This is a genomic window from Streptomyces sp. NPDC006872, from assembly GCF_040635845.1.
In the GTDB taxonomy this organism is placed as follows: domain Bacteria; phylum Actinomycetota; class Actinomycetes; order Streptomycetales; family Streptomycetaceae; genus Streptomyces.
Genome location: NZ_JBEYIL010000002.1, coordinates 198469 through 219664 on the forward strand (window position 1 = coordinate 198469; position 21196 = coordinate 219664).

At 72.0% G+C, this 21196-nt stretch carries 24 protein-coding genes; 12 read left to right on the forward strand and 12 right to left on the reverse strand.

Features of this window, described 5'->3' with window-relative positions; genetic code table 11:
* Positions 1-146: 146 nt before the first annotated feature.
* Positions 147-383, forward strand: coding sequence for a hypothetical protein (locus ABZ725_RS05970; protein ID WP_358801541.1), 237 nt, complete (start codon positions 147-149; stop codon positions 381-383).
* Positions 384-393: 10 nt separating this feature from the next.
* On the opposite strand, the gene ABZ725_RS05975 is transcribed toward ABZ725_RS05970, so the two are convergent.
* A complete protein-coding gene (locus ABZ725_RS05975) occupies positions 394-1044 on the reverse strand; it encodes a VanZ family protein (protein WP_358801542.1) in 651 nt (216 codons plus the stop codon).
* 47 nt (positions 1045-1091) lie between these two features.
* The gene (locus tag ABZ725_RS05980; protein ID WP_351917427.1) at positions 1092-1781 is read right to left on the reverse strand and encodes a DUF4230 domain-containing protein; all 690 of its coding nucleotides are present in this window, start codon (positions 1779-1781) and stop codon (positions 1092-1094) included.
* Between the two features lie 381 nt (positions 1782-2162).
* Here ABZ725_RS05980 and ABZ725_RS05985 point away from each other — a divergent pair, with 381 nt between their 5' ends.
* Positions 2163-3116 (forward strand): ribose-phosphate pyrophosphokinase, encoded by a 954-nt coding sequence (locus ABZ725_RS05985; protein ID WP_351917429.1) that lies wholly within the window; start codon positions 2163-2165, stop codon positions 3114-3116.
* Between the two features lie 141 nt (positions 3117-3257).
* Here ABZ725_RS05985 and ABZ725_RS05990 read toward each other — a convergent pair whose 3' ends face one another.
* Entirely contained in the window at positions 3258-3638 is a 381-nt protein-coding gene (locus tag ABZ725_RS05990) for an anti-sigma factor antagonist (protein ID WP_358801543.1), read from the reverse strand.
* Positions 3639-3851: 213 nt separating this feature from the next.
* A complete protein-coding gene (locus ABZ725_RS05995) occupies positions 3852-4244 on the reverse strand; it encodes a MarR family transcriptional regulator (protein ID WP_358802051.1) in 393 nt (130 codons plus the stop codon).
* A gap of 176 nt (positions 4245-4420) precedes the next feature.
* On the opposite strand from ABZ725_RS05995, the gene ABZ725_RS06000 reads away from it, so the two are divergent.
* Positions 4421-5875 (forward strand): aldehyde dehydrogenase family protein, encoded by a 1455-nt coding sequence (locus ABZ725_RS06000; RefSeq protein WP_358801544.1) that lies wholly within the window; start codon positions 4421-4423, stop codon positions 5873-5875.
* A 44-nt stretch (positions 5876-5919) separates the two neighbouring features.
* Entirely contained in the window at positions 5920-7026 is a 1107-nt protein-coding gene (locus ABZ725_RS06005) for an NAD(P)-dependent alcohol dehydrogenase (protein WP_358801545.1), read from the forward strand.
* Between the two features lie 3 nt (positions 7027-7029).
* On the opposite strand, the gene ABZ725_RS06010 is transcribed toward ABZ725_RS06005, so the two are convergent.
* Positions 7030-7980 carry an NADP-dependent oxidoreductase gene (locus ABZ725_RS06010; protein ID WP_358801546.1) on the reverse strand — a complete coding sequence of 317 codons (951 nt, stop codon included), beginning with the start codon at positions 7978-7980 and terminating at the stop codon, positions 7030-7032.
* 70 nt (positions 7981-8050) lie between these two features.
* On the opposite strand from ABZ725_RS06010, the gene ABZ725_RS06015 reads away from it, so the two are divergent.
* Both ABZ725_RS06015 and ABZ725_RS06020 read left to right on the forward strand, forming a co-directional pair.
* Positions 8051-9007, forward strand: a complete 957-nt coding sequence (locus tag ABZ725_RS06015) for a helix-turn-helix domain-containing protein (protein ID WP_358801547.1) — start codon at positions 8051-8053, stop codon at positions 9005-9007.
* A gap of 61 nt (positions 9008-9068) precedes the next feature.
* Positions 9069-9929 (forward strand): hypothetical protein, encoded by an 861-nt coding sequence (locus ABZ725_RS06020; protein ID WP_358801548.1) that lies wholly within the window; start codon positions 9069-9071, stop codon positions 9927-9929.
* A gap of 7 nt (positions 9930-9936) precedes the next feature.
* Here the strand turns inward: ABZ725_RS06020 and ABZ725_RS06025 are convergent, their stop codons facing one another.
* Entirely contained in the window at positions 9937-10500 is a 564-nt protein-coding gene (locus tag ABZ725_RS06025) for a TetR/AcrR family transcriptional regulator (RefSeq protein ID WP_351917441.1), read from the reverse strand.
* Positions 10497-10859 carry a DUF1304 domain-containing protein gene (locus ABZ725_RS06030; RefSeq protein ID WP_351917443.1) on the reverse strand — a complete coding sequence of 121 codons (363 nt, stop codon included), beginning with the start codon at positions 10857-10859 and terminating at the stop codon, positions 10497-10499. The genes ABZ725_RS06025 and ABZ725_RS06030 overlap by 4 nt, the downstream gene beginning before the upstream one ends.
* Positions 10860-10974: 115 nt before the next feature.
* On the opposite strand from ABZ725_RS06030, the gene ABZ725_RS06035 reads away from it, so the two are divergent.
* Positions 10975-11439, forward strand: a complete 465-nt coding sequence (locus ABZ725_RS06035; RefSeq protein ID WP_358801549.1) for a pyridoxamine 5'-phosphate oxidase family protein — start codon at positions 10975-10977, stop codon at positions 11437-11439.
* A 103-nt stretch (positions 11440-11542) separates the two neighbouring features.
* On the opposite strand, the gene ABZ725_RS06040 is transcribed toward ABZ725_RS06035, so the two are convergent.
* The 3 genes from ABZ725_RS06040 to ABZ725_RS06050 form a co-directional block, all read right to left on the reverse strand.
* The gene (locus ABZ725_RS06040) at positions 11543-12004 is read right to left on the reverse strand and encodes a nitroreductase family deazaflavin-dependent oxidoreductase (RefSeq protein WP_358801550.1); all 462 of its coding nucleotides are present in this window, start codon (positions 12002-12004) and stop codon (positions 11543-11545) included.
* A 116-nt stretch (positions 12005-12120) separates the two neighbouring features.
* Positions 12121-12744 (reverse strand): LysE family transporter, encoded by a 624-nt coding sequence (locus ABZ725_RS06045; protein ID WP_358801551.1) that lies wholly within the window; start codon positions 12742-12744, stop codon positions 12121-12123.
* A gap of 189 nt (positions 12745-12933) precedes the next feature.
* Positions 12934-13479: a TetR/AcrR family transcriptional regulator gene (locus ABZ725_RS06050; RefSeq protein WP_358801552.1), complete on the reverse strand. Its 546-nt coding sequence runs from the start codon at positions 13477-13479 to the stop codon at positions 12934-12936.
* 121 nt (positions 13480-13600) lie between these two features.
* Between ABZ725_RS06050 and ABZ725_RS06055 the strand changes: the two genes are divergently transcribed.
* From ABZ725_RS06055 to ABZ725_RS06065, 3 genes are read left to right on the forward strand one after another with little or no spacing between them, the layout of a single operon-like run.
* Positions 13601-14062 carry a nuclear transport factor 2 family protein gene (locus ABZ725_RS06055; protein WP_358801553.1) on the forward strand — a complete coding sequence of 154 codons (462 nt, stop codon included), beginning with the start codon at positions 13601-13603 and terminating at the stop codon, positions 14060-14062.
* A 9-nt stretch (positions 14063-14071) separates the two neighbouring features.
* Positions 14072-14587, forward strand: a complete 516-nt coding sequence (locus ABZ725_RS06060; protein WP_358801554.1) for a flavoprotein — start codon at positions 14072-14074, stop codon at positions 14585-14587.
* A gap of 34 nt (positions 14588-14621) precedes the next feature.
* A complete protein-coding gene (locus ABZ725_RS06065; protein ID WP_358801555.1) occupies positions 14622-15590 on the forward strand; it encodes an aldo/keto reductase in 969 nt (322 codons plus the stop codon).
* Between the two features lie 56 nt (positions 15591-15646).
* Here ABZ725_RS06065 and ABZ725_RS06070 read toward each other — a convergent pair whose 3' ends face one another.
* On the reverse strand, positions 15647-16471 hold the full coding sequence (locus ABZ725_RS06070) for a phytanoyl-CoA dioxygenase family protein (protein ID WP_358801556.1): 825 nt from the start codon (positions 16469-16471) through the stop codon (positions 15647-15649).
* A gap of 74 nt (positions 16472-16545) precedes the next feature.
* On the opposite strand from ABZ725_RS06070, the gene ABZ725_RS06075 reads away from it, so the two are divergent.
* Positions 16546-17463, forward strand: a complete 918-nt coding sequence (locus tag ABZ725_RS06075; RefSeq protein WP_358801557.1) for a helix-turn-helix domain-containing protein — start codon at positions 16546-16548, stop codon at positions 17461-17463.
* Between the two features lie 360 nt (positions 17464-17823).
* Positions 17824-19821, forward strand: a complete 1998-nt coding sequence (locus ABZ725_RS06080; protein WP_358801558.1) for an RICIN domain-containing protein — start codon at positions 17824-17826, stop codon at positions 19819-19821.
* Between the two features lie 9 nt (positions 19822-19830).
* Here ABZ725_RS06080 and ABZ725_RS06085 read toward each other — a convergent pair whose 3' ends face one another.
* Complete coding sequence (locus tag ABZ725_RS06085) at positions 19831-21126, reverse strand: SLC13 family permease (protein ID WP_358801559.1); 1296 nt, start codon at positions 21124-21126, stop codon at positions 19831-19833.
* Between the last annotated feature and the right edge of the window lie 70 nt (positions 21127-21196).

Sequence of the window (21196 nt, forward strand, 5' to 3'; positions counted from 1 at the left end):
GCCACCTCCTGGCTCCAGAGTTCCCCACCTCCTGGCTCCAGAGTTCCCCACCCGTGCCCGGACCGCACGACGGACGTCGGGCCGCTGTCGGTTTCACCGGACACCCGGTGATTCGTCCCGAACAGTTCCGCTTTACCCTCTATGACATGAGCGAAATCGCGTACCTCCGTGTGTCCCACCCGCGGATCATCGTGCTGGGGGTGCAGCCGGCCCCCGCTCCGTTCCGCATCGTGGAAATCGACGCCGAGGTGGTCGGCGAGGCGAGGGAAGTGACCGACGTCCTCGTCATAGCCGCCGCCCACGGCATCACGGTCCATGACCTCGACGACCCCGATGTCGTGCGGTGGGTGGGCGGGGACCGGTACACCTGGACCCCGCACTGAGCCGCCCCCGTCACCGGCGCTTGTGCCGCGCGTGCACCGCACGGCTCACCCTGCGGCCCAGCAGCAGGTAACCGATCAGCGCGCCCGTGGTGTTGAGGATGACGTCGTCGATGTCGAAGGCGCGCCCGGTGACCAGCGCACCCTGCGCGAACTCCACCAACAGCATGACGGCCGCGGTCAGCAGCAGCACCCGCAGCAGCCCGCGCGCCCGGGGCGCCACGACCGGCACCAGGACCCCGAAGGGCATGCCGAGCAGCAGGTTCCCGCCGATCTGCTTCCCGGCGTCGCGCAGTTCCGGCTGGTCCAGATAGGCCCGCAGCGAGTCGCCCGGACGCAGGTTGGTGTGTATGAGCGCCTCGGAGGCGGGCGACGGCTCCAGGGTGACCCGGGCGAGCGCGACGGCGAACGCCACCATGAACGCGAAGGCGAACAGCATCGCCAGCAGCCGCAGCGGGAACGGCAGCGGCCGCCGCTCGGCAGACGACGCCTTCGTGGACTTTGTCCCCTTCGTCGCCTTTGCCGCCCTTGGCGTCTTCGTTGCCTTCGCCCGTGCGGCATGCTTCCCGTTGCCCTTCGGCGGTTCCTTCGGCTCGGCGGGCTTGTCGGTCTTGGCGGTGCGCAGGCGGAACGCGGTGAGCGGACGTAAGGCGGTACGGGCCATGCGGTCCTCCAGTTTTCGACTTCCCTGCGTGACAAGGCGAGCGGGGATCAGGGGCCGTAGGCCACCTTCACCTCCTTGAAGCCGAGGGAGTGCAGCAGGCCCTGGAGCATGTCGGTGGTGTTGGACTCGGCGCGCGCGGTCAGCTCGCTCTCCTTCGCCGCGTCCCCGATGTGCCTGACCGCGAGTTTCTGCACGGCCTGCTCACCGTTGGGGTTGTCCGAGAAGAGGTCGCCGAGGCGGTCGAGGAGACCGCGCTGCTTGGAGACCGCGTAGGAGCGGTCGGGGTCGAGCGCCGGTGTGCCGAGCTGGGCGTGCGGCAGTCGGAGCGTGGCCGAGGTGCGGTCGGCGTCGACCGTCACGTCCTTGTCGCCGACCTTGCCGAGGTCGACGAAGGCGTCCACGGTGCCCGCCCCGACGTACAGGGTGCGGGTGCCGCGGAGCGCGTCGGGGAGGTACTTGGCGTCCTTCTCCAGGTCGACGACGACCTGGAAGTTGCCGGAGGCGGCGTCGTAACGGCTCATGTCCTGGATGGACTTGAGCAGTGCGGGGCCGGAGCGGTCATGGGTCTCGGTGCCGAAGAAGTCGCGCAGCCCCGGCAGCAGGCTGAGCCGGATCCCGGCGAACATCACGACGAGCACGACCACGACGGCGGTGAGCACCTTGGCCCAGCCGGGCATCCGGCCGACTCGGCGCCTGACGGGCTTGGCAGCCTTGGTGGGCTCTGTGGAAGTCGTCATACAGAGGGTCCCCCTTCCTACTGACCGGATGCCCGCCAATTCCGTTGTCAGACCGCTCTGTTGACATCCTGTGACAGGAGGGGCCGCGGATGTCGCGGACGGTCGTCCGCCGGGCCGCGCGGGCGAACTCGGCGAGCGGCCGGGGGGCGCCGCCACCGCGGCCCGAGGTGTCCCGGAAGGTCGTCACCGGCCTTCTCGGGACCTGAGGGACGCCAGAGCACGCCAGGCACGCCAGAGCACGCCAGAGCACTCCTGGCCACTCCGGAGCACTTCTGGCCACTTCTGGCCGCTTCTGGGTACTCCTGAGGGTGGGCAAAACGGGCGTGGTCCGTAGCATGAGAGATCCCGCCCCAGCCGGACATGATCAGCGAGGAGCCGATCGTGCGAGACATCTCCGTGTTCAGCGGTAGTGCCCACCCCGAGCTGGCAGCCGAGGTCTGTGCCCACCTCGGCGTGCCCCTGAGCCCCACCCGCCTCAGCCGGTTCGCCAACGACTGCCTGGAGGTCCAGCTCCAGGCCAATTGCCGGGAACGGGACGTCTTCCTCGTCCAGCCCCTGGTCCGGCCCGTGCAGGAGCATCTCGTGGAGCTGCTGCTGATGTGCGACGCGGCCCGCGGGGCGTCGGCGGGCCGGATCACCGTCGTCATGCCGCACTATTCCTATGCGCGCTCCGACAAGAAGGACGCGCCCCGGATCTCCCTGGGCGGACGCCTGGTCGCCGATCTGATGGCGGCGGCCGGTGTGCACCGCGTGCTCGCGATGACCCTCCACTCGCCCCAGGTGCACGGCTTCTTCTCGATGCCCGTCGATCATCTGCACGCCCATCGGGAACTTGCCGCGCACTTCCGCCGCTACGACCTCACCCGCACCACGGTCGTCTCACCGGACCTCGGCAACGCCAAGGAGGCCGCGGCCTTCGCCCGGATGATCGGCGCCCAGGTGGCGGCGGGCGCCAAGCAGCGGTACGCCGACGACCGGGTCAGCATCAGCGCGGTGATCGGCGAGGTCGCCGGGCGGGACGTCATCGTCCTCGACGACGAGATCGCCAAGGGCAGCACCGTCCTCGAACTTCTCGACCGGCTGCGGGAGCTGGAGCCGCGTTCGATACGGGTGGCCTGCACGCACGGGCTGTTCGCGGCCGGTGCCCTCAAACGGCTCAGTGAGCAGAGCGATGTGCTGGAGATCGTGTGCACCAACACCGTGCCGGTGCCCGCCGAGGAGCACACCGACAAGCTGCGGATCCTGTCCATCGCCCCCGCCCTGGCCGAGGCCGTGCGCCGTATTCACAACGGTGAGTCCGTCAGCGCCCTGTTCGACGCGGCACGCAGCGAATAGCCGGGAAGGAGCGGCGCGCAGGGAATGGCCGGGAAGGAGCGGCGCGCAGGGAATGGCCGGGAAGGAGCGGCGCGCAGCGAATGGCCGGGAAGGAGCGGGGAGCGGTTCACCGGGATCGTCGAGCAGCGCTTCGGGGCGCCGTCATAACGTGCCGGACGTGGCCTCGGGCTGTTCCAGGGCTGCGTCCAGCGTCGTGGCGGGCGGCAGCAGCCGGTACAGCCCGGTGGCCCGCAGGATCCGCAGGGTGAGCGGATGGGCGCAGACCAGATGCAGATGCCCGCCGCGGTCCAGGACCCGGCGGCGCGCCCGGTACAGCAGGCGCAGCCCGGAGCAGTCGAAGAACTCGATCCGGGTCAGGTCGATCACGATCCGCGGGGCCGGGCCGACGGTCGCGTCGTCGAGCCGCGGGCCGATCTCTGTCGCCGCGACGATGTCGATCTCGCCGTGGAACTCGAGCACCGTGTACCCCCGGTCCTGGCGGATGCGCAGATGTGGGGTGTCCGGCGCGGGTTCCTGCTGCACGACGACATCGCCTCCAACCCGCTCCACCGGTCGGGAGCTTCCAACGGCCGGGGAGCGCATAGCAGTTCCCCGCACCAGCAAGTTACCCCCGATGGAGTGAATTCCAGCATGTTCGATTGACATATGTCTTCGAAATGCAACCGACTCTGGCCGAGTTTTTTCGCCCTGTGGACGAAGGGGGGAGAGGGGTCGGCGAGGGGCGGTCGGGGGGTGCTAGGAGAGTGCGTGCCACGCCTTGGAGAGGGCTGTGCGGAACTGCTCCGACTGGTGGGCACTGAGCCCCCGCACCATGCGTTCCTCCAGCTCCCGCACCGGCCCCGCATGCCGCTCGAGCAGCTCGCGCCCCTCGTCGGTGAGCAGGATCAGCAGCTCGCGCCGGTTGCGCGGATTGCGCTCGCGGCGGATCAGGCCGCGCCCCTCCAGGGAGCGCACCAGGTCGGCGATCGACTGGGCGGTGACGAAGGAGTCCCGGGCCAGCTGAGCTGCCGACAGTCCGTCGTGCCGCTCCAGTACGGTGAGCGCCGTGTACTGCAGTGCAGTGATCCCGGACGGTTTGACCAACTCGTCCAGATGGGATCGCACGACCAGCTCCACCTGCTTCACCATGTAGAGCAGGGACGGAGGCGCCCGGTGGGGCGTGGGTGTGGACGCTGTGTTGCTCGTCTGGGTGCCGACCATGAGTCCGAGCGTAGAGCATTGACAGGAAACCTGTCTGTAAAGAGACTGCGGACCAACAGGAATCCTGTTTGTTGAAATCTTGGCGACGATGCTGAGGAGTGGCGATGACCACCTTCGAGATCGACCCCGGTCGACTGTTCATCGGGGGACAGTGGCGCGAGGCCGCGGACGGAGCGCGGACCGAGGTGGTCGACCCGTCCCGGGGCACGGTCGTCACCACCGTCGCGGAGGCGGGCGCCGCCGACGTGGACGCGGCGGTACGGGCGGCTCGCGCGGCCTTCGACTCCGGCGCCTGGTCCGGACTCAGCGGCCGCGAGCGCGGCCGCATCCTGCTCAGGATCGCGGAACTGATCCGCGCCGAGGCCGACGACATCGCCCGCCTCGAGAGCCTGGACGTCGGCAAGCCGATCACCCTGGCGCACGCGGTCGACGTCACGAACGCCGCCAACGACTACGAGTACTTCGCGACCCTCGCCTTCTCCCTGGAGGGCGGCAACCGCGACACCCCGATGAACGCCCTCGCCTACACCAGGCGCGGCCCGATCGGCGTGGTCGCGGCGATCACCCCGTTCAACTTCCCGCTGATCCTGGCCGGCTCGAAGATCGCCCCGGCCCTCGCCGCGGGCAACACGGTCGTCCACAAGCCCGCCGACGAGACCCCGCTCAGCGCCCTGTACATGGCAGGCCTGTTCCAGCGGGCCGGCGTCCCGGACGGCGTCGTCAACGTCGTCACCGGCAGCGGGCCGGTCGCCGGCGAGGCGCTGCTGCGGCACCCCGGCGTCGACAAGATCGCCTTCACCGGCTCCACCGCGGTCGGCCGGCACGCCGCGAGCGTCGCCGGGGAGAACCTCAAGCAGGTCACGATGGAGCTCGGCGGCAACGCGGCGCACATCGTCTTCGAGGACGCCGACCTGGAGAAGGCCGTCGGTGCGGTCATCAAGGGCTTCGTCTTCAACACCGGCCAGTTCTGCATGGGCGGCCCGCGTCTGCTGGTGGCCCGCCCGGTCTACAGCACCCTGCTGAACATCCTCGCCGAGGCCGTCCCCGGCGTGCCCGTCGGCGACCCCCGCGCGGTGGAGACCGTGGTGGGCCCGATGGCGGGGGAGAAGCACCTGCGCAAGGTCGAGGAGTACGTCGACCTCGCCCGCAAGGAGGGCGCCCGCATCGTCTGCGGCGGCGAGCGGCTCGACCTCGACGGCGGCTACTACTACAAGCCCACCGTCATCGCCGACCTCGCGAACGACTCCCGGGTCGTCCAGGAGGAGATCTTCGGCCCGGTCCTCACCGTCCAGCCCTTCGACGACGAGGACGAGGCGATCGCCCTCGCCAACTCCACGCCGTACGGCCTGGCCTCGGGCGTCCAGACCGGCAACCTGGCCCGCGCCCACCGGGTCGCCGACCGCCTCCAGGCCGGCATCGTCTGGGTCAACGACTGGGCGATGCTCGACCCCGCCGTCCCCTTCGGCGGCGTCAAGGACTCCGGCTTCGGCCGCGAGTACGGCCCCGAGGCGCTCACCTCGTACACCAAGGTCAAGTCCGTCGTCGTCTCGCTCGACTGAACGCGGTCGCCGAACAGCCTGCGCAGCAAAGGGAGTTCATCAGTATGTCCATCACCACCCGCGCCGCCGTCGTCGAGTCCGGCGGAGCGCCCTTCACCCTCTCCGAGGTCGTCCTCGACGACCCCGCCCCGCACGAGGCGGTCGTCCGCCTGGTGGCGGCCGGACTGTGTCACACCGACCTCGGGGTGGCGAGCGGCGGACTGCCCTTCCCGCTGCCCGGAGTCCTCGGTCACGAGGGCGCGGGCATCGTGGAGGCGGTCGGCTCGGCCGTCACCGGCGTGGCCCCCGGCGACCATGTCGTGCTGTCCTTCACCTCCTGCGGCGACTGCCGCAACTGCCACGGCGGCCACCCCGCCTACTGCGCCACCTGGCTGCCGCTGAACCTCATCGGCGGCCGCCGCGCCGACGGCACCGGCACCATCAGCCGGGACGGCGAGACCCTCGGCGGCCACTTCTTCGGCCAGTCGTCCTTCGCCGAGCGGGCGTTGGTCGACGAGCGCAGCCTGGTCAAGGTCGACCCGGACGTACCGCTGACGTCGATCGCCCCGCTGGGCTGCGGGGTCCAGACCGGCGTCGGCGCCGTCTGGAACGTGCTGAAGCCGGTGATCGGCTCCACGATCGTCGTCCTCGGTGCCGGAGCCGTCGGCCTGTCCGCGGTCATGGCGGCCGCGCTCACCCCGGCCACCAGGATCATCGCCGTCGACAGGGTCGCCGAACGCCTCGAACTGGCCAAGGAGTTGGGCGCCACCCACACCGTCGACGCCGGCCAGGCCGCCCTCGGCGAGGCCATCGCGGAGATCACCGGCGGGCAGGGCGCCGACGGCATCGTGGAGACCACGGGCAGCACCGCCGTCCTGCGCCAGGGCGTCGACGCGCTGGCCGCCCGCGGCACCCTCGTCATCGTCGGCGCACCGGCCTTCGGCACCGAGGTCTCCCTGGACGTCAACGGGATGCTGGGCGGCAAGCAGGTCGTCGGCCTCACCCTCGGCGACAGCGAGACGCAGAGCTTCATCCCGGCCCTGGTCGAGCTCGTCAAGGCCGGGCGGCTGCCGCTGGACCGCCTGATCGGCGCCTACGCCTTCGAGGACATCGGCCAGGCGGTCCAGGACATGACCTCCGGCAAGACCATCAAGCCGGTGCTCACCTTCTGAGAGTCACTCCACGACCAGGACCAGCTTCCCGGTGGTCCGGCCGGTGTCGCCGAGCCTGTGCGCCTCGGCGGCATCGGCCAGCGGGAAGGTCCCCGCGATCGTGGCGCGCAGCTCGCCCGCCTCGACCAGCTCGGCGATCGCCCGCATCCCGGCCCGGTCGGCGTCCACGAGGATCCAGGTCGCCCGGACGCCGAGCCGCTCGGCCTCCTCGAAGAACTCCTGCGGGGCCCCCGGCAGGATCGACACCACGATTCCGCCCGGACGCAGGACGCGCAACGAGCGCACCGGGGTGTCGCCGCCCAGGGTGTCCAGGACCACGTCGACGTCCTTCACCGCCTCGGTGAAGTCGGTCTCCCGGTAGTCGATCGCCTCGTCCACGCCGATCTCCCGCAGGAAGTCGTGCTTGCCCGCGCTCGCCGTGCCGATCACATACGCGCCGCGCGCCTTCGCGATCTGCACGGCCACATGCCCGACGCCGCCCGCGGCCGCGTGGATCAGGACCCGCTGCCCGGCCCGCAGGTCCGCGGTCTCCACCAGCGCCTGCCAGGCGGTCAGCGAGACCAGCGGCAGCGCGCCCGCCTGGACATGGTCGACCGCGGCCGGCTTGTGCCACAGGGCCCGGCCCGGCGCGATCACGAACTCGGCGTGCGAGCCGTGGCCGAAGGGGTACGGCAGCATGCCGAAGACGTCGTCGCCCGGCTTGAACGCGGTCACGCCGAGGCCGACCGCTGCGACGGTTCCGGAGACGTCCCAGCCCAGGACGAAGGGCGGCTCGCCCAGCAGGCCGCCGGTGGCCCGGTGCTTCCAGTCGGTCGGGTTGACGCCGGCGGCGTGCACCCGGACCAGTACCTCGTTGGTGCGCGGCGCGGGCCGCGCGACCTCTGCTTCCTTCAGTACCTCGGGACCGCCGAGGGTGTCCTGACCGATGGCGCGCATGGTGTTCTCAGTGCTCATGGCAACCAGCCTGCCGGGCCCCGGAGGAGCGGGAAATGGCATGATTGCCAACCTTCGATAAGATCGTGCCATGGTGGCAATCGCAGCGAAGCACCGGGTCGTCGTCCTCGCCCTCGACGGCGTCTACCCCTTCGAGCTGGGCATCCCGAGCCGGATCCTCGGCGCGGCCGACGATCACTACGAAGTGCTGACCTGCACGGTCGACGGCGAGCCGGTGCGCACCAACGCCGACTTCACGATCGGCGTCGAGCACGGCCCGGAAGTGCTGGAGAGCGCCGACACGGTCGTGATCGCGCCCGTCGCCCACGAGTGGGTGGCCGAGGAACTGCCGGACGGCGTCGCCGAGGCCCTCGCCCGCATCCGCCCGGACGCCCGCATCGTCTCCATCTGCACCGCCGCGTTCGTCCTCGCCGCGGCCGGTCTCCTCGACGGCCGCCGGGCCACCACCCACTGGCACGTCACCGACCGCTTCCGCCGTATGTATCCCCGGGTCGAGCTCGACCCGGACGTCCTCTTCGTCGACGACGGCCGGGTGCTGACCTCGGCCGGCGCGGCCTCCGGCGTCGACGTCTGCCTGCACCTCGTGCGCAAGGACCACGGCCATGAACTCGCCAACAAGGTGGCCCGCCGCTGTGTCGTGCCGCCGTACCGCGACGGCGGTCAGGCCCAGTACATCGAACAGCCGGTGCCCGAGGCCGGCGCGGCGAGCACGGCGGCCACCCGCGCCTGGGCCCTGCAACACCTCGACGAGCCGCTCGTCCTGGCCGACCTCGCCGCACACGCCCGGATGAGCCTGCGCACCTTCGCCCGCCGCTTCCACGACGAGGTGGGTCTGAGCCCCGGCCGCTGGCTGATCCAGCAGCGCGTGGTGCACGCCCGGCAGCTGCTGGAGGCCAGCGACCTCTCCGTCGACCAGATCGCCGGCCGGGTCGGCTTCGCCACCGGCGCCTCGCTGCGCCAGCACCTGCACGCGGCCATCGGGGTCTCCCCGCAGGCGTACCGCAGGACGTTCCAGGCGGCCCGCTGAACGTTCCGGGCCGCTCGGGCGTCGCAGGGGTGCAGGAACGGCCGGTGGAACGGGGACGGGTATGCGCAAGGGGTTCGTGGCGGTGGCGCTGACGGCGCTGGTGACGGCTGTGGGATGCGGGGCCGGGGAAGGGGACGAGGAGGACGTGATCATCGACTACGGACCCGTGGCGACCCCGTACAGCGGTCCGCTCCACATCGCCACCGAGGAGCTGGACGAGGACACCCCGCAGGCCCTGCTCCTCGCCTCGGGCGCCGCGGGCCGGGCGCTGGAGTGCGACGGCGAGATCTCCTGGGGCGGTGGGCCCGACGGGTGGAGCGAGCGGGACGGCGGTGACACGCCCGAGGACGGGCTGCGGCTCTACTTCGACCTCTTCGAGCGGCCGGCTCCGCACGCGGGATTCCGCGTCGAGCGCGAGGAGTCCGACCGCGTCCTGTACTCGTACGACGTCGGCGGCCGGACGAAGGTGGCGGTCGTCGTCGCCAAGGACCAGAAGGACAGGCCGGGTTGGGGCCCGGAGACCCACGCCTCCTGTGACCCCGCAGAACTCCCCGCGAGCGTCACCGACTCCGGCGACCAGGAGATCTGGACCGACCGGAACGGGAAGCGGATCCCGACCACCACACTCAGCAGCTACGCCGGCGCGGAGCACTGCGACTGGGAGCGGGCGCACTTCCTGGGGATGGGCCGGAGCAAGGACCACCGGCAGTACGTCCGCGACCCCGACGGCGTGCTCCCGGGCGAGCTGCTCACGGCCCCGTACGACGGCGACGTCACGATGCCGGCCGATGCGCGCGACACCGGATACCGCTACGGGGACCGGCAGCTGTGGCTGACGGACGACCGCAGGACGGCCTACGTCCGCACGTCCGACGGCGTCGAGGCCTGGCCGCTGGCGAAGGACACGGTGGCCTGCCTCTGACCGTCGCTCAGCGGCTCGCGTGCAGGGCGACGAGCAGCTGCCACACCTGGTCGGCGATCTCGCCGGGGGCGCCCTCGAGGTCGCCGTGCAGCCAGTCCGCCAGCACGCCGGCGAAGGTCGCGGCGACGGCCGAGGCGACCAGCGGCGCGTCCGCGGCACCCGCCCGCGTCCGCTCCCGCAGGCTGTAGGCCCGCAGGTCCCGGTGCAGCACCCGGCCGAGCGGCCCGCCGCCGCCCGGCGCGAGCAGGGTGCGGTACAGCGTGGCGTGCGGGGTCAGCGAACCGAAGAACTCCGCCAGCGCGGCCGGCGCCCGCACCGGGTCCGGCCGCCCCTGCCAGGAGTGCAGCGCCTCCACGGCCTCGCGCACGACGTCCGCACAGGCGTCGACCGCGAGGGCCTCCAGGTCGGGATAGTGCACATAGAAGGTGGCCCGGCCGACCCCGGCCCGCCGCACCAGCGCGGCCACCCCCACCTCCTCCAACGGCCGCTCGGCGCACTCCTCGAGCAGCGCGGAGCGCAGCCTCGCCCGGGTGCGGGCCGCCCGCGGGTCCTCGGGCTCGCCGCGGGTCACTGCGCGATCAGGACGGCGGCCAGGGCGAGCGCACCCGGCAGCGCCTGCGCGACCAGGATCCGGCGGTTCGCCGTCACCGCGCCGTACACGCCCGCGACGATCACGCAGGACAGGAAGAACACCTGCGCCCGGAACCCGGTCGGGTCGGCCGCGATCAGCCCCCACACCAGCCCCGCCGCCAGAAACCCGTTGTAGAGCCCCTGGTTGGCGGCCATCGCGGCGGTCTTCTTGGCCATCTCCGCATCGAACCCGTGGAAGCCCATCCCCGGCTTCTTCTGCCACAGGAACATCTCCATCACCAGGATGTAGACATGCAGCGCGGCCACCAGGACGACGAGCACGTTCGCCAGGATTTCCATGATCTCCCTCAAACAGTCTTGGACAGGTGTCCACTATAACGGGACACCTGTCCAAGAAGTCCAGCTGTCGGCGGCGGCCACTGGCCCGCCGGCGGATCACGGTCACACTGAGAACATGACGCGAGTACCCGCACGCGCTGCGCGGCAGCGCAAGATCGACACTCTGCACCGGCTGGAACACGACGTCGACGCCTGGGTCGCCACGGCCGGCGCGGAGGGCGCCGCCCCGTACCTGGTCCCGCTCTCCTACGTCTGGGACGGCGCGACGCTGCTCTTCGCCACGCCCGCCACCAGCCCCACCGGCCGCAATCTGCTGGCCACCGGCATCGCGCGGATCGCGGTCGGCCCGACCCAGGACGTCGTGATGATCGAGGGCGCCGCCGTGGCCGTGCCGCCCGCCGAGCTGCCGGAGGAGGACGCCGAGATCTTCGCGGGCAAGACCGGCTTCGATCCGCGTGAACTGTCCGCGCCCTACCTGTACTTCCATGTCCTGCCCAGCCGGATCCAGGCCTGGCGCACGGCCGTCGAGATCCAGGGGCGGGAGCTGATGCGGGACGGGAAGTGGCTCGTCGCCGACTGAGACCGGGGCACAGAAGAGCCCCGCCGCGACGGGGGAACGCGGCGGGGCCTGACTGACGGGTGCCCGGTGGGAGCACCTTCATGCATCCCTGCGGCAGATTTTTCTATGAAATCTCTGGAGCGCTGTCGTCCGCTTCCACCACGAACACCGGTATCTCGCGGTCCGTCTTCTTCTGGTAGTCGGCGTACGGCGGATAGGCGGCGACAGCACGCTCCCACCACTCGGCCTTCTCCGCGCCGGTGACCTCGCGGGCCGTCATGTCCTGCTTGCGGGGTCCGTCCTGGAGCTCGACCTGGGCGTCGGCCGTGACGTTGTGGTACCAGACCGGGTGCTTCGGCGCCCCGCCCAGGGAGGCGACCAGGGCGTACCGGCCGTCGTGCTCGACCCGCATCAGCGGTGTCTTGCGGAGCTTCCCGCTCTTCGCACCCCGGGTCGTCAGCAGGATGACGGGCAGCCCCGTGTCCATCAGCGTCGTCCCCTTCGTGCCGCCGGAGCTCTCGTACAGCTCCACCTGCTCACGTACCCACTGCGTCGGGCTGGCTTCGTACTCGCCTTCGAGAGGCATGGCATCCGTCCCCTTCATCGTGCCGTCATGTCGTCACGGCGGCCGTGTCCCCCACGTCCGCCCCGCACCGTGCTTCAACACCGGAGCCCGCGCGATTCATCCGCCCGCGGACCTGTCTACGCCACCATCCGCACGGCCAGCACCGTCATCACCGCGCTCGACACCAGCGCCGTCACCAGCCGGCCCCGGTGACCGGTCAGCGCTCTGCCCAGCAGCGCGCCGCCCCCGGCGAGCGCCAGCTGCCAGCTCGCGGAGGCGACGAACGCCGCCAGCACGAACACGCCCTGCTCCAGCGGCCGCACGGAGTCGGCGGCGCCGCTGCCGAGGACCAGCGCGGCGAAGTAGACCACGGTCGTCGGGTTGAGGAGGGTGATGCCGAGAAAGCTCAGATACGCCCGGGCCGGGCTCGGCGGTGGTGGTGTGGACCGGGTGGCGAGCCGGCGGGCCCGGTGCTGTCGGACGGCCGTCAGCGCGCCCAGCGTCGCCAGCGCCAGCAGGACCGCCGCCGAGGCCCAGCTCAGCGGCGTCAGCACCGGCCGCAGCACGGCGGCGACGGCGGTGCCCCCGACCGTGGCGACCAGGGCGTAGAGCCCGTCGGCGGTGGCGACGCCGAGTGCGGCGCACATGCCGGTGCGCAGGGAGGTGCGGGCGGTGAGCGAGACGAGGTAGGTCCCGACCGCGCCGACGGGTACGGCGATGCCGTAGCCCGCGACCAGGCCCGCGACGAGCGCGGCCGTCACGGTCGTGCGGCGTCGGTCCTATGGGGACGGCCGGGCTGCTGTCGGCCCGTAGCCGGAAGAGCGGCGGCGGACGTCAGCGGCGGAAGGGCGTCGAATGTGGCCATGGCCGGATCCTGCGGGTGTCGACCGCCGGGCGGCAACCGGTTTTCCCGAGACCACGGACCCGACAGGTCTGACGGGTCCGCCGACTCACCCCAGCAGCAGCCGCGCCGCCTCGCGGGCCTCGGCCGCCGGGGCGGCGTCGCCGCTGATGCCGGCCGTCGTCATCGCCCCCTCCGCCAGCAGGAACAGCGGGCCGGTCAGCGCGGGCGGCAGACCGGCGTCGGCGACCAGACCGGCCAGACAGTCGCGGAACGCCCGCTTGTGCGCCCGCACTTGGCGGGTCACCCGCTCCGAGGCGGCGCCCAGTTCGCCGTACGCGTTGATCCAGGCGCACCCCCGGAAGTCGGGCTCGAGGAACCACTCCTCCAGCCAGTCGAACACGGCCAGGATCCGCTCCCGGGGGTCCTCCCGCCGGGCCACGGACTCCGCGAGCAGCCCGCGCCAGCGGACGTCCCGCCGCTCCAGATAGGCCTCCACCAACTGCTCCTTGGCCGGGAACAGCTGGTACAGCCGCTTCAGCGAGACCCCCGAGGCGCCCCGGACGTCGTCCATGCCGACGGCCTGCACGCCGCGCCCGTAGAACAGCGTCTCCGCGGCGTCGAGCGCCTGCTCACGGGCTGTTGCGCTGTCCATGGGCGACCACCGATCCGCAGAGCTTCCTTGACGGGAGAACGAGCGTTCTCTACGTTAGCAGCCAGGACGGAGAACGATCGTTCTCCATCTCGTCGGGAGTGTCAGCAGCCAAGGAGAAGCCATGTCGGACGCCCGTCCACCCCTGCCGCCCTTCACCCGGGAGACCGCGGCCCGGAAGGTCCAGGCGGCCGAGGACGCCTGGAACACCCGCGACCCGCGGAAGGTCGCGCTCGCCTATTCCGAGGACTCGGTCTGGCGCAATCGCGACACCTTCCTCACCGGCCGCGCCGCGATCGTGGACTTCCTCACCGCCAAGTGGGCGCGCGAGCACGAGTACGCGCTCCGCAAGGACCTCTGGGCCCATGACGACCACCGCATCGCCGTCCGTTTCCAGTACGAGTCGCGCGACGCCGACGGGCAGTGGTGGCGCAGCTACGGCAACGAGCTGTGGGAGTTCGACGAGCGCGGGCTGATGACCCGCCGGGAGGCGAGCATCGACGACGTCCCGATCGAGGAGGCGGAGCGCAGGATCCACGGCCCGCGCCCCGAGGCCGAGCGCGGCCGGTCCCTCCCGCTTGAGTAGGGTTCGCGGGTGAGCCAACAGGACGAACAGCCGCCCTTTCTCTACGTCGTCGTCTGTGCCGCCGGCATCGCCGCGGACGTCGGCAAGCTGATCACCGCCGCGCAGGAGCGGGAGTGGCATGTCGGTGTCATCGCGACGCCGCACGCCATGAACGGCTTCTTCGACACCGCCGCCGTCGAGGCGCAGACCGGGCGGCCGATCCGCTCCGCCTGGCGGCGACCCGGCGACCCGCGGCCGTTCCCGGAGCCCGACGCGGTGGTCGTCGCCCCGGCCACCTTCAACACGATCAACAAGTGGGCGGCGGGCATCGCCGACACCCTGGCCCTGGGCACCCTGTGCGAGGTCTCCGGCCTGGGCGTGCCGGTCGGCGTCCTGCCCTGCGTGAACGAGACCCTCGGCGGCCACCCCGCCTACCAGGACTCTCTGATACGGCTGCGCGGCATGGGCGTCCGGTTCGGATACCCCTACGACGGCGCGGAGGGGGAGAAATTCGGGTGGGAGCGGGCGCTGGACCTGATTGAGTGAACACTTGCCCACACCGATGTCAGGAGCGGCGACGATGCAGTATGTGAAGCTCGGCTCGACGGGTCTGGACGTGTCGCGGATCTGTCTGGGCTGTATGACCTACGGACTTCCCGACCGGGGAGCGCACGAGTGGACCCTCGACGAGGAGGCGTCCCGGCCGCTGATCCGGCAGGCGTTGGAGTCCGGCGTCAATTTCTTCGACACCGCGAACGTCTACTCCGACGGCACCAGCGAGGAGATCGTCGGCCGGGCCCTGCGCGAGTTCGCCCGCCGGGACGAGATCGTGCTCGCGACGAAGGTGCACCTCCCGATGCGGCCCGGCCCCAACGGCGGCGGTCTGTCCCGCAAGGCGATCCTGTCCGAGATCGACCACAGCCTGAGCCGTCTCGGCACCGACTACGTCGACCTGTACCAGATCCACCGCTTCGACCCGCACACCCCGGTCGAGGAGACGATGGAGGCGCTGCACGACCTGGTGCGGGCGGGCAAGGTCCGTTACCTCGGGGCGAGTTCGATGTACGCCTGGCAGTTCGCCAAGATGCAGCACACGGCCGAGCGGCACGGCTGGACCAGGTTCGTGTCGATGCAGAACCACTACAACCTCCTCTACCGGGAGGAGGAGCGCGAGATGCTGCCCCTGTGCGCGGACCAGGGCGTCGGCATCCTGCCCTGGAGCCCGCTGGCCCGGGGCCGGCTCACCCGCGACTGGGGCGCCGAGACCGGCCGCAGCGCCACGGACGGCTTCGGCGGCTCCCTCTACGCGGAGGGCGACCGCAGCGTCGTCGAGGCGGTCACCCGCGTCGCGACCGACCGGGGCGTCCCGCGCGCGCAGGTCGCCCTCGCCTGGCTCCTCCACCAGCCCACGGTGACCGCCCCGATCGTCGGAGCCGCGAAGCCCCAGCACCTCGAGGACGCGGTGGCGGCGCTCGAACTGACCCTGACCGAGAAGGAGTTGGAGGAGCTTCAGCAGCCCTACACGGCCCACCCGATCGCCGGCCACTGAAGCTCCCCGGCGCTTTCGCGGACTCCGTGCGGACTAAGTGCGGGCTCCGTGCGCGCTCAGTGCGGGCCCTGCGGTGCGAATTCGGTGCCGCAGGGACCCGCCCCCTCGCTGACGGCCAGCGGTACCGGCTCCCCGCTCATCGACACCGTCCGGTAGAAGGGGCCGATGCGGCGCGCGGAGCGGCCCACGTAGTGCCCGATGAACGACCGGCGGAACCGGTCGGCGCTGCGGTTGGGCTGCGAGCCGTGCACCAGGCTGCCGTTGAAGAACAGCACGTCGCCCGGTTCCATGTCGACCGGCGCCGCCGTGAGCCCGGGCGGCGGCGGCACGTACTCGCGCGCGAACGACAGCTCCGCGTCGGCCTCCTCCGGGCAGTACAGGTCCATCCGGTGGGTGCCGGGCACCACTTCCAGGCCGCCGTTGTCCCGGTCGATCACGTCACAGGCCAGCCAGGCCGCCACGCAGGTGCCCGGCTCGACCCGCAGATAGAAGTTGTCCTGGTGCAACGCCTGCCCCCGGGCGCCGGGCGGCTTGAAGTAGAACATGCTCTGCGCGGCCAGCACCTCCTCGCCGAGCAACTCCTCCAGCACGTCCCGCAGTCGGGCGTCCAGCAGCACCCGGCGGGCGAGGGGACTGATCTCGTGCGGGTTCATCGCCCTCGGGTAGGCGTGCAGCGGATCGGCGGCTCCGGGGCGCGGTTCGAAGTGCCCGGGCACCGGCCGTCCGCTCGCGTGCAGCGCCGCGAACTCCTCGCGCAGCCGGGCTACTTCGTCGGCCCCGAACAATCCGCGGACGACGGTGAAGCCGTCCTCCCGGTACTGCCGCAGCCCGGCCCGGGTCAGGATGGGAGTTCCGGCGGCGCCGATGTCCGTGACTGTCATGCGTGCCCTCCTCGATCGTCAACTGCCCTCGACACCGCCAAACTAGGCCGACGCACCCCACCGCGAGGATGTCCATGCGTGCTGACGACCTGCCCGGGACTGCCGGGTCCGGGGCTCCCTCCCCGCCGCCCGGTCTGGTGGTGGTCGCCCACTTCGACGAGGGCCCCGGGTACGGCATCAGCCGGCCCCGGGGATCGGACAGTTGGCTGTTCGTCTGGACGACGGACGGGCAGGGCCGGCTGCGGCAGGGCGGGAGCGAGGCGCGGGCCGGCGCCGGGGACCTGGTCGTGCTCGCGCCCGGCGTCCCGCACTCCTACGGCATCGAACCCGGGGCCCGGAACTGGCGGTTCTGGTGGGCCCACTGCCAGGCCCGCCCGTCCTGGACCCCCTGGCTGCGCCCGTACGACACCGGCGACGGCCTGTACCGCGTCGGCCCCGTCCCCGCCGCGCTGCACGACCGGGTCGGGACGGTCTGGCGGCGTATGAGCGCCGACGCCCGGTGGACCGGCGGGGAGGAGCCGGCCGGCGGGGACGGGATCGTGGTGGCCCAGGGCGCCGTCGCGCGGGAACTCGCCCTGTGCGCGCTGGAAGAGGCCGTCCTGCTGGCCACCGCCTCGGCGCGCGCCACCGCGCCCCCGGCCGGCCTCGACGACCGGGTCCGCCGGGCGCAGGCGCGGATGGCGGCCGACCCCGGCGCCCCGCACACCGTCCGCTCGCTGGCGGAGGAACTCGCGCTGTCCTCCTCGCGTTTCGCCCATCTGTTCACGGAACAGGTCGGCCAGGCCCCGATGCGAGCCCTGCGCGAGACCCGACTGCACCATGCCGCACGGCTGTTGGAGGCCACCGACCTGCCCGTGGAACGCGTTGCGCGGGCCTCGGGCTTCGCGAGCGCCTTCCACTTCAGCCGCGTCTTCCGCGCCCGCTACGGGACACCCCCGGGCGCCTACCGGGACGGAATGCGCTCGGTAATTACCGACCCGAAAGGGACATGAATAAGGGCACCAAAAGGGACACCGATACAGTGACCGCCCCACCGGGGCTCGGAGGCGGCAGCGGGACCTCGAACCAGGATTGACGTTTCGTCAAAATTCTTCGGCGCGCACACTATGCACGAAACCGCGAGATCTCTTGTTCCTCCTGGTCCGGCTGTGCAAAGGTGGGCGTGTCGGCGCACGGACAACGTTTTTTCCACCGTGTGCACGAGACACCTCACGTTCACACCCCCCTCGCTTCAAAAGAGCCGTCCCCCCACGGACGTCAGAGGTGCCGAACCTTGTGCGAGTCGATCCCGCCTCGTGGGCGGGGTCGCATACCCGATGGTATGGACTTTATGCCGCATGCCTCCGGAAGGAATGCAGACCGTGAATGACGCAGGCCTGTCGAATTCCCCTTCGGCGCGCCGCTTCGACGCGACGGATGAACAGCTGAGCTCGGAGCTGAAGAAATGGACGGGAGCGTCACCCGCGCTGCATCCCGTCGGTGAGCTGCTGGATCGCCACTGGGAGGCCGCCTTCGCCTACGCACGGCTGTGCACCCAGGGCGAGCGCGCGGCCGGCATGCTCACCACCGCCGCCTTCACCAGACTCTTCGGCGAGACCCTGCGGCAGAACGGGCCGACCGCCGCATGGCGCCCTCACCTGCTGGTCACCGTGCGCCGCGTCGCCGCCGAATGGGACGCCGACGGCCGTCGAGACCTGCTGCATCCCGCACTGCGCTCCGAGGGCGAGGACGGCGACCGCGCGGCGGCCCTGCTGCTGCCGCCCGTGCACCGGCGCATGCTGTCCCGGGCGTTCCAGCGGCTGCCCGAGTCCGCTCGCTGCCTGCTCTGGCACATCGAGGTCGAGGCCGAGCCGCTGGTCGTCCCGGCGGGCCTGCTGGGCCTGGAGGAGGAAGGCGCCCGCGTCGAACTGCGCCGGGCCCGCGAGCGGCTGCGCGAGGAATGCCTCCAGGTACACCGCGAACTCGCCACCGACGACGAGTGCCACCGCTACCACCGGCTGCTGGACGTCACCTGCCGCCGCGGCGGCGTCGACGTCGACCCCGATCTGCGCGGCCACCTGGAGCAGTGCCGGCACTGCGCCCACACCGCCGACCAACTGCACCAGTTCGAAGGACTGCTCGGCGCGGCCCTGGCCGAGGGAATCCTGGGCTGGGCCGCCGCGGCCTACGTGGGCATCAGGGTGGCCGGCGAGGACGACTCCGCCGACCCGGCCGCGGAGCAGTCCCACGGCTATACGGGCGAGGCCTTCGACGGCACCCAGGCGATCGCCGCCCGCGCCGCCGGGGCCGCCGCCGGCTCGGTCTCCCGCGGCGGACTGCGGGCAGGCGCGCTCGCCCGCATCGGATCGCACTCCGGCGCGGTCGTCCGCACCGGTGCCACGCCCGGCGCGGACGCCCCTCCCGGATCGCGTCGCTTCGCCCAGAAGGCGGCCCGCCGCGCCCGCCGCCGCAACCTCGCCGCCGCCGTCCTGACGGTGAGCGGTCTGGTCGTCCTGCCGCTCGCGGTGTGGGCGGCCCTCGGCTCCGGGGACGGAGCCGCCCCGACCGCCAACAGCGACACGGCGACCCCGGCCCCGGGAACGGACACGGCCACCACCGACCCGGTGCTGAGCGGCGCCGGCGAGGACGCCCAGGGCACCCTGCGCGGCCGGCTGCACAACGTCGCCTCCGGACTGTGCATCGGCATCGCCGGCGACAAGGCCGTCAGCGGCACCGAGGCCACCCTCGCCGCCTGTTCCTCCGTGGCCGGCCAGCAGTGGTCGTACGAACCGGACGGTCTGCTGCGCAGTGCCGCCAACGCCGACCTGTGCCTCGACTCCAGCCTCGGCTACTCGGTCCGGCTGGCCCCGTGCGCGGGCGCCGACCAGCCCGATCCCAAGAACGTCCGCTACGACTTCACGCTCCAGGGCACGCTCGTCCCGCGCTCCGGTCAGAACCTGGCGCTGGCGCCCGCCGCCACCGACGGGTCGGGCGCCCTGGTCCTGAAGAACCGGGCCGACAGCGCCGCCCAGCGCTGGGTGATCGACACCTCGCAGCCCGACCCGCAGATGCAGTTCGTCAACTGGGGAATCGACGCCGACGCCTCCGGCACGCCGGAGCCGACCCCCACGCCCAAGGCGGCCAAGCCCCCGACGCCCACGGCAACGCCGTCCGCCACCTCGACGACCAAGGCGCCGTCGAGCTCGTCGTCCGGCTCGAACAGCACGTCCTGCTCGTACTACTCCTGGTACTACTGCTCGTGGGACGGCCAGTCGGGCTCCTCCGGCGGCTCCGGGTACGGCTACGGCGGCTACGGCTGGGGCAACGGCTCCGGGGGATACGGCTCCGGCTCCGACGGCGGCCGGCACTGACCCGAGCGGTCAGCCGCCGACCACCTGGAGCGAGGCCCACAGCGCCACGACGGCCGGGATCAGCGCGGCGGGCACGCTGAGCAGGCCGAGGCGGGTGAACTCCCCGACCTCGACCCGCTCCGCGCGCTCCTGCACCACCCGCCGCCACAGCAGCGTCGCCAGCGATCCGGCGTACGTCAGGTTCGGGCCGATGTTCACCCCGAGCAGCACCGCGAGCACCGCCCCGGACCCGGCCGGGGCGGCGAGCGGCACCAGGACCAGCACCGCGGGCAGGTTGTTGATCAGGTTCGCCAGGACGGCGGCCAGCGCGGCGACGCCCAGCAGCGTCAGCAGGCCCGAGCCGTCGGGCAGGACGTGCCGCAGCGCGTCGGCGAGCCCGTTGTCGACCACCGCGCGCACCACGATCCCGAGCGCCAGCACGAACGCCAGGAAGCCCGGGGCGGCGGCCCGCACGACGGCGACCGGAGTCACCCCTCGCCGCACCAGCGCCCGCCCGGCCATGACCAGGGCGCCCGCGAACGCGGCCCACGCCGGTTCGATCCCGACGGCCGAGGCCACCACGAACCCGGCGAGCGTGCAGCCGACGGTGACCAGCGCGAACAGCGGCAGCTCGGGCGCCGGGCCGTCGTCCACGACCGGCTCGGCGGCGGGCAGATCGTCGGCGAAGAAGCGCCGGAAGACCAGGTACTCGGCGCCGACCGCGACCACCCACGGCAGCGCCATCAGAGCGGCGAACCGGGTGAAGCTCAGCCCGCTCGCGGTGAACGCCAGCAGGTTGGTGAGGTTGGACACGGGCAGCAGCAGCGAGGCCGTGTTCGACAGGTGCGCGCACGCATGGACATGCGGCTTGGACCGCACGCCCATCCGGGCCGCGGTGGCGAACACCACCGGCGTCAGCAGCACCACCGTCGCGTCCAGACTGAGCACGGCCGTGATCACCGAGGCCAGCACGAACACCGCGACCAGCAGGCGCCGCGGGCGGCCCGCGGCCCGCCGGGCCATCCACGCCCCGCACGCCGTGAACAGGCCCTCGACGTCGCACAGATGCGCCAGCACCAGCACCGCCGCGAGGAAGCCGACGACCGGCCCGAGCCGCTCGACCTCGGCCAGCGCATGCTCGGGCGACACCGCCCCGAGAACGATCGCCACCGCCGCGGCGGGGACGGCGACCAGGGCCTCCGACCGCCCGGCGGGACGCAGCACCGCCCACCCGAGCGCGGCGACGAGCAGGACGACGGACAGTGATGCGGCGAGCGAGGTGTTCAGGGCGGTACTCCGGGACGGGATCTGGTGGTGCCCGCCCATCGATGAGGTCCGGGTGCTCCTCCATCAGAACACGGAAGGGTAAGAGCCCCGGACACGGTGCCGGGCGCCC

Excerpts from the sequence above, each read along its gene's own strand:
- ABZ725_RS05980 (WP_351917427.1), bottom strand. The coding sequence starts at position 1,781 with ATGACGACTTCCACAGAGCCCACCAAGGCTGCCAAGCCCGTCAGGCGC.
- ABZ725_RS05975 (WP_358801542.1), bottom strand. The coding sequence starts at position 1,044 with ATGGCCCGTACCGCCTTACGTCCGCTCACCGCGTTCCGCCTGCGCACC.
- ABZ725_RS06055 (WP_358801553.1), top strand. The coding sequence starts at position 13,601 with ATGTCGGACGCCCGTCCACCCCTGCCGCCCTTCACCCGGGAGACCGCG.
- ABZ725_RS05995 (WP_358802051.1), bottom strand. The coding sequence starts at position 4,244 with ATGGTGAAGCAGGTGGAGCTGGTCGTGCGATCCCATCTGGACGAGTTG.
- ABZ725_RS06070 (WP_358801556.1), bottom strand. The coding sequence starts at position 16,471 with ATGACAGTCACGGACATCGGCGCCGCCGGAACTCCCATCCTGACCCGG.
- ABZ725_RS06010 (WP_358801546.1), bottom strand. The coding sequence starts at position 7,980 with ATGAGCACTGAGAACACCATGCGCGCCATCGGTCAGGACACCCTCGGC.
- ABZ725_RS06020 (WP_358801548.1), top strand. The coding sequence starts at position 9,069 with ATGCGCAAGGGGTTCGTGGCGGTGGCGCTGACGGCGCTGGTGACGGCT.
- ABZ725_RS06015 (WP_358801547.1), top strand. The coding sequence starts at position 8,051 with ATGGTGGCAATCGCAGCGAAGCACCGGGTCGTCGTCCTCGCCCTCGAC.
- ABZ725_RS06050 (WP_358801552.1), bottom strand. The coding sequence starts at position 13,479 with ATGGACAGCGCAACAGCCCGTGAGCAGGCGCTCGACGCCGCGGAGACG.
- ABZ725_RS05970 (WP_358801541.1), top strand. The coding sequence starts at position 147 with ATGAGCGAAATCGCGTACCTCCGTGTGTCCCACCCGCGGATCATCGTG.
- ABZ725_RS06075 (WP_358801557.1), top strand. The coding sequence starts at position 16,546 with ATGCGTGCTGACGACCTGCCCGGGACTGCCGGGTCCGGGGCTCCCTCC.
- ABZ725_RS06030 (WP_351917443.1), bottom strand. The coding sequence starts at position 10,859 with ATGGAAATCCTGGCGAACGTGCTCGTCGTCCTGGTGGCCGCGCTGCAT.
- ABZ725_RS06035 (WP_358801549.1), top strand. The coding sequence starts at position 10,975 with ATGACGCGAGTACCCGCACGCGCTGCGCGGCAGCGCAAGATCGACACT.
- ABZ725_RS06040 (WP_358801550.1), bottom strand. The coding sequence starts at position 12,004 with ATGCCTCTCGAAGGCGAGTACGAAGCCAGCCCGACGCAGTGGGTACGT.
- ABZ725_RS06065 (WP_358801555.1), top strand. The coding sequence starts at position 14,622 with ATGCAGTATGTGAAGCTCGGCTCGACGGGTCTGGACGTGTCGCGGATC.
- ABZ725_RS06005 (WP_358801545.1), top strand. The coding sequence starts at position 5,920 with ATGTCCATCACCACCCGCGCCGCCGTCGTCGAGTCCGGCGGAGCGCCC.
- ABZ725_RS06000 (WP_358801544.1), top strand. The coding sequence starts at position 4,421 with ATGACCACCTTCGAGATCGACCCCGGTCGACTGTTCATCGGGGGACAG.
- ABZ725_RS06085 (WP_358801559.1), bottom strand. The coding sequence starts at position 21,126 with ATGGGCGGGCACCACCAGATCCCGTCCCGGAGTACCGCCCTGAACACC.
- ABZ725_RS06080 (WP_358801558.1), top strand. The coding sequence starts at position 17,824 with ATGCAGACCGTGAATGACGCAGGCCTGTCGAATTCCCCTTCGGCGCGC.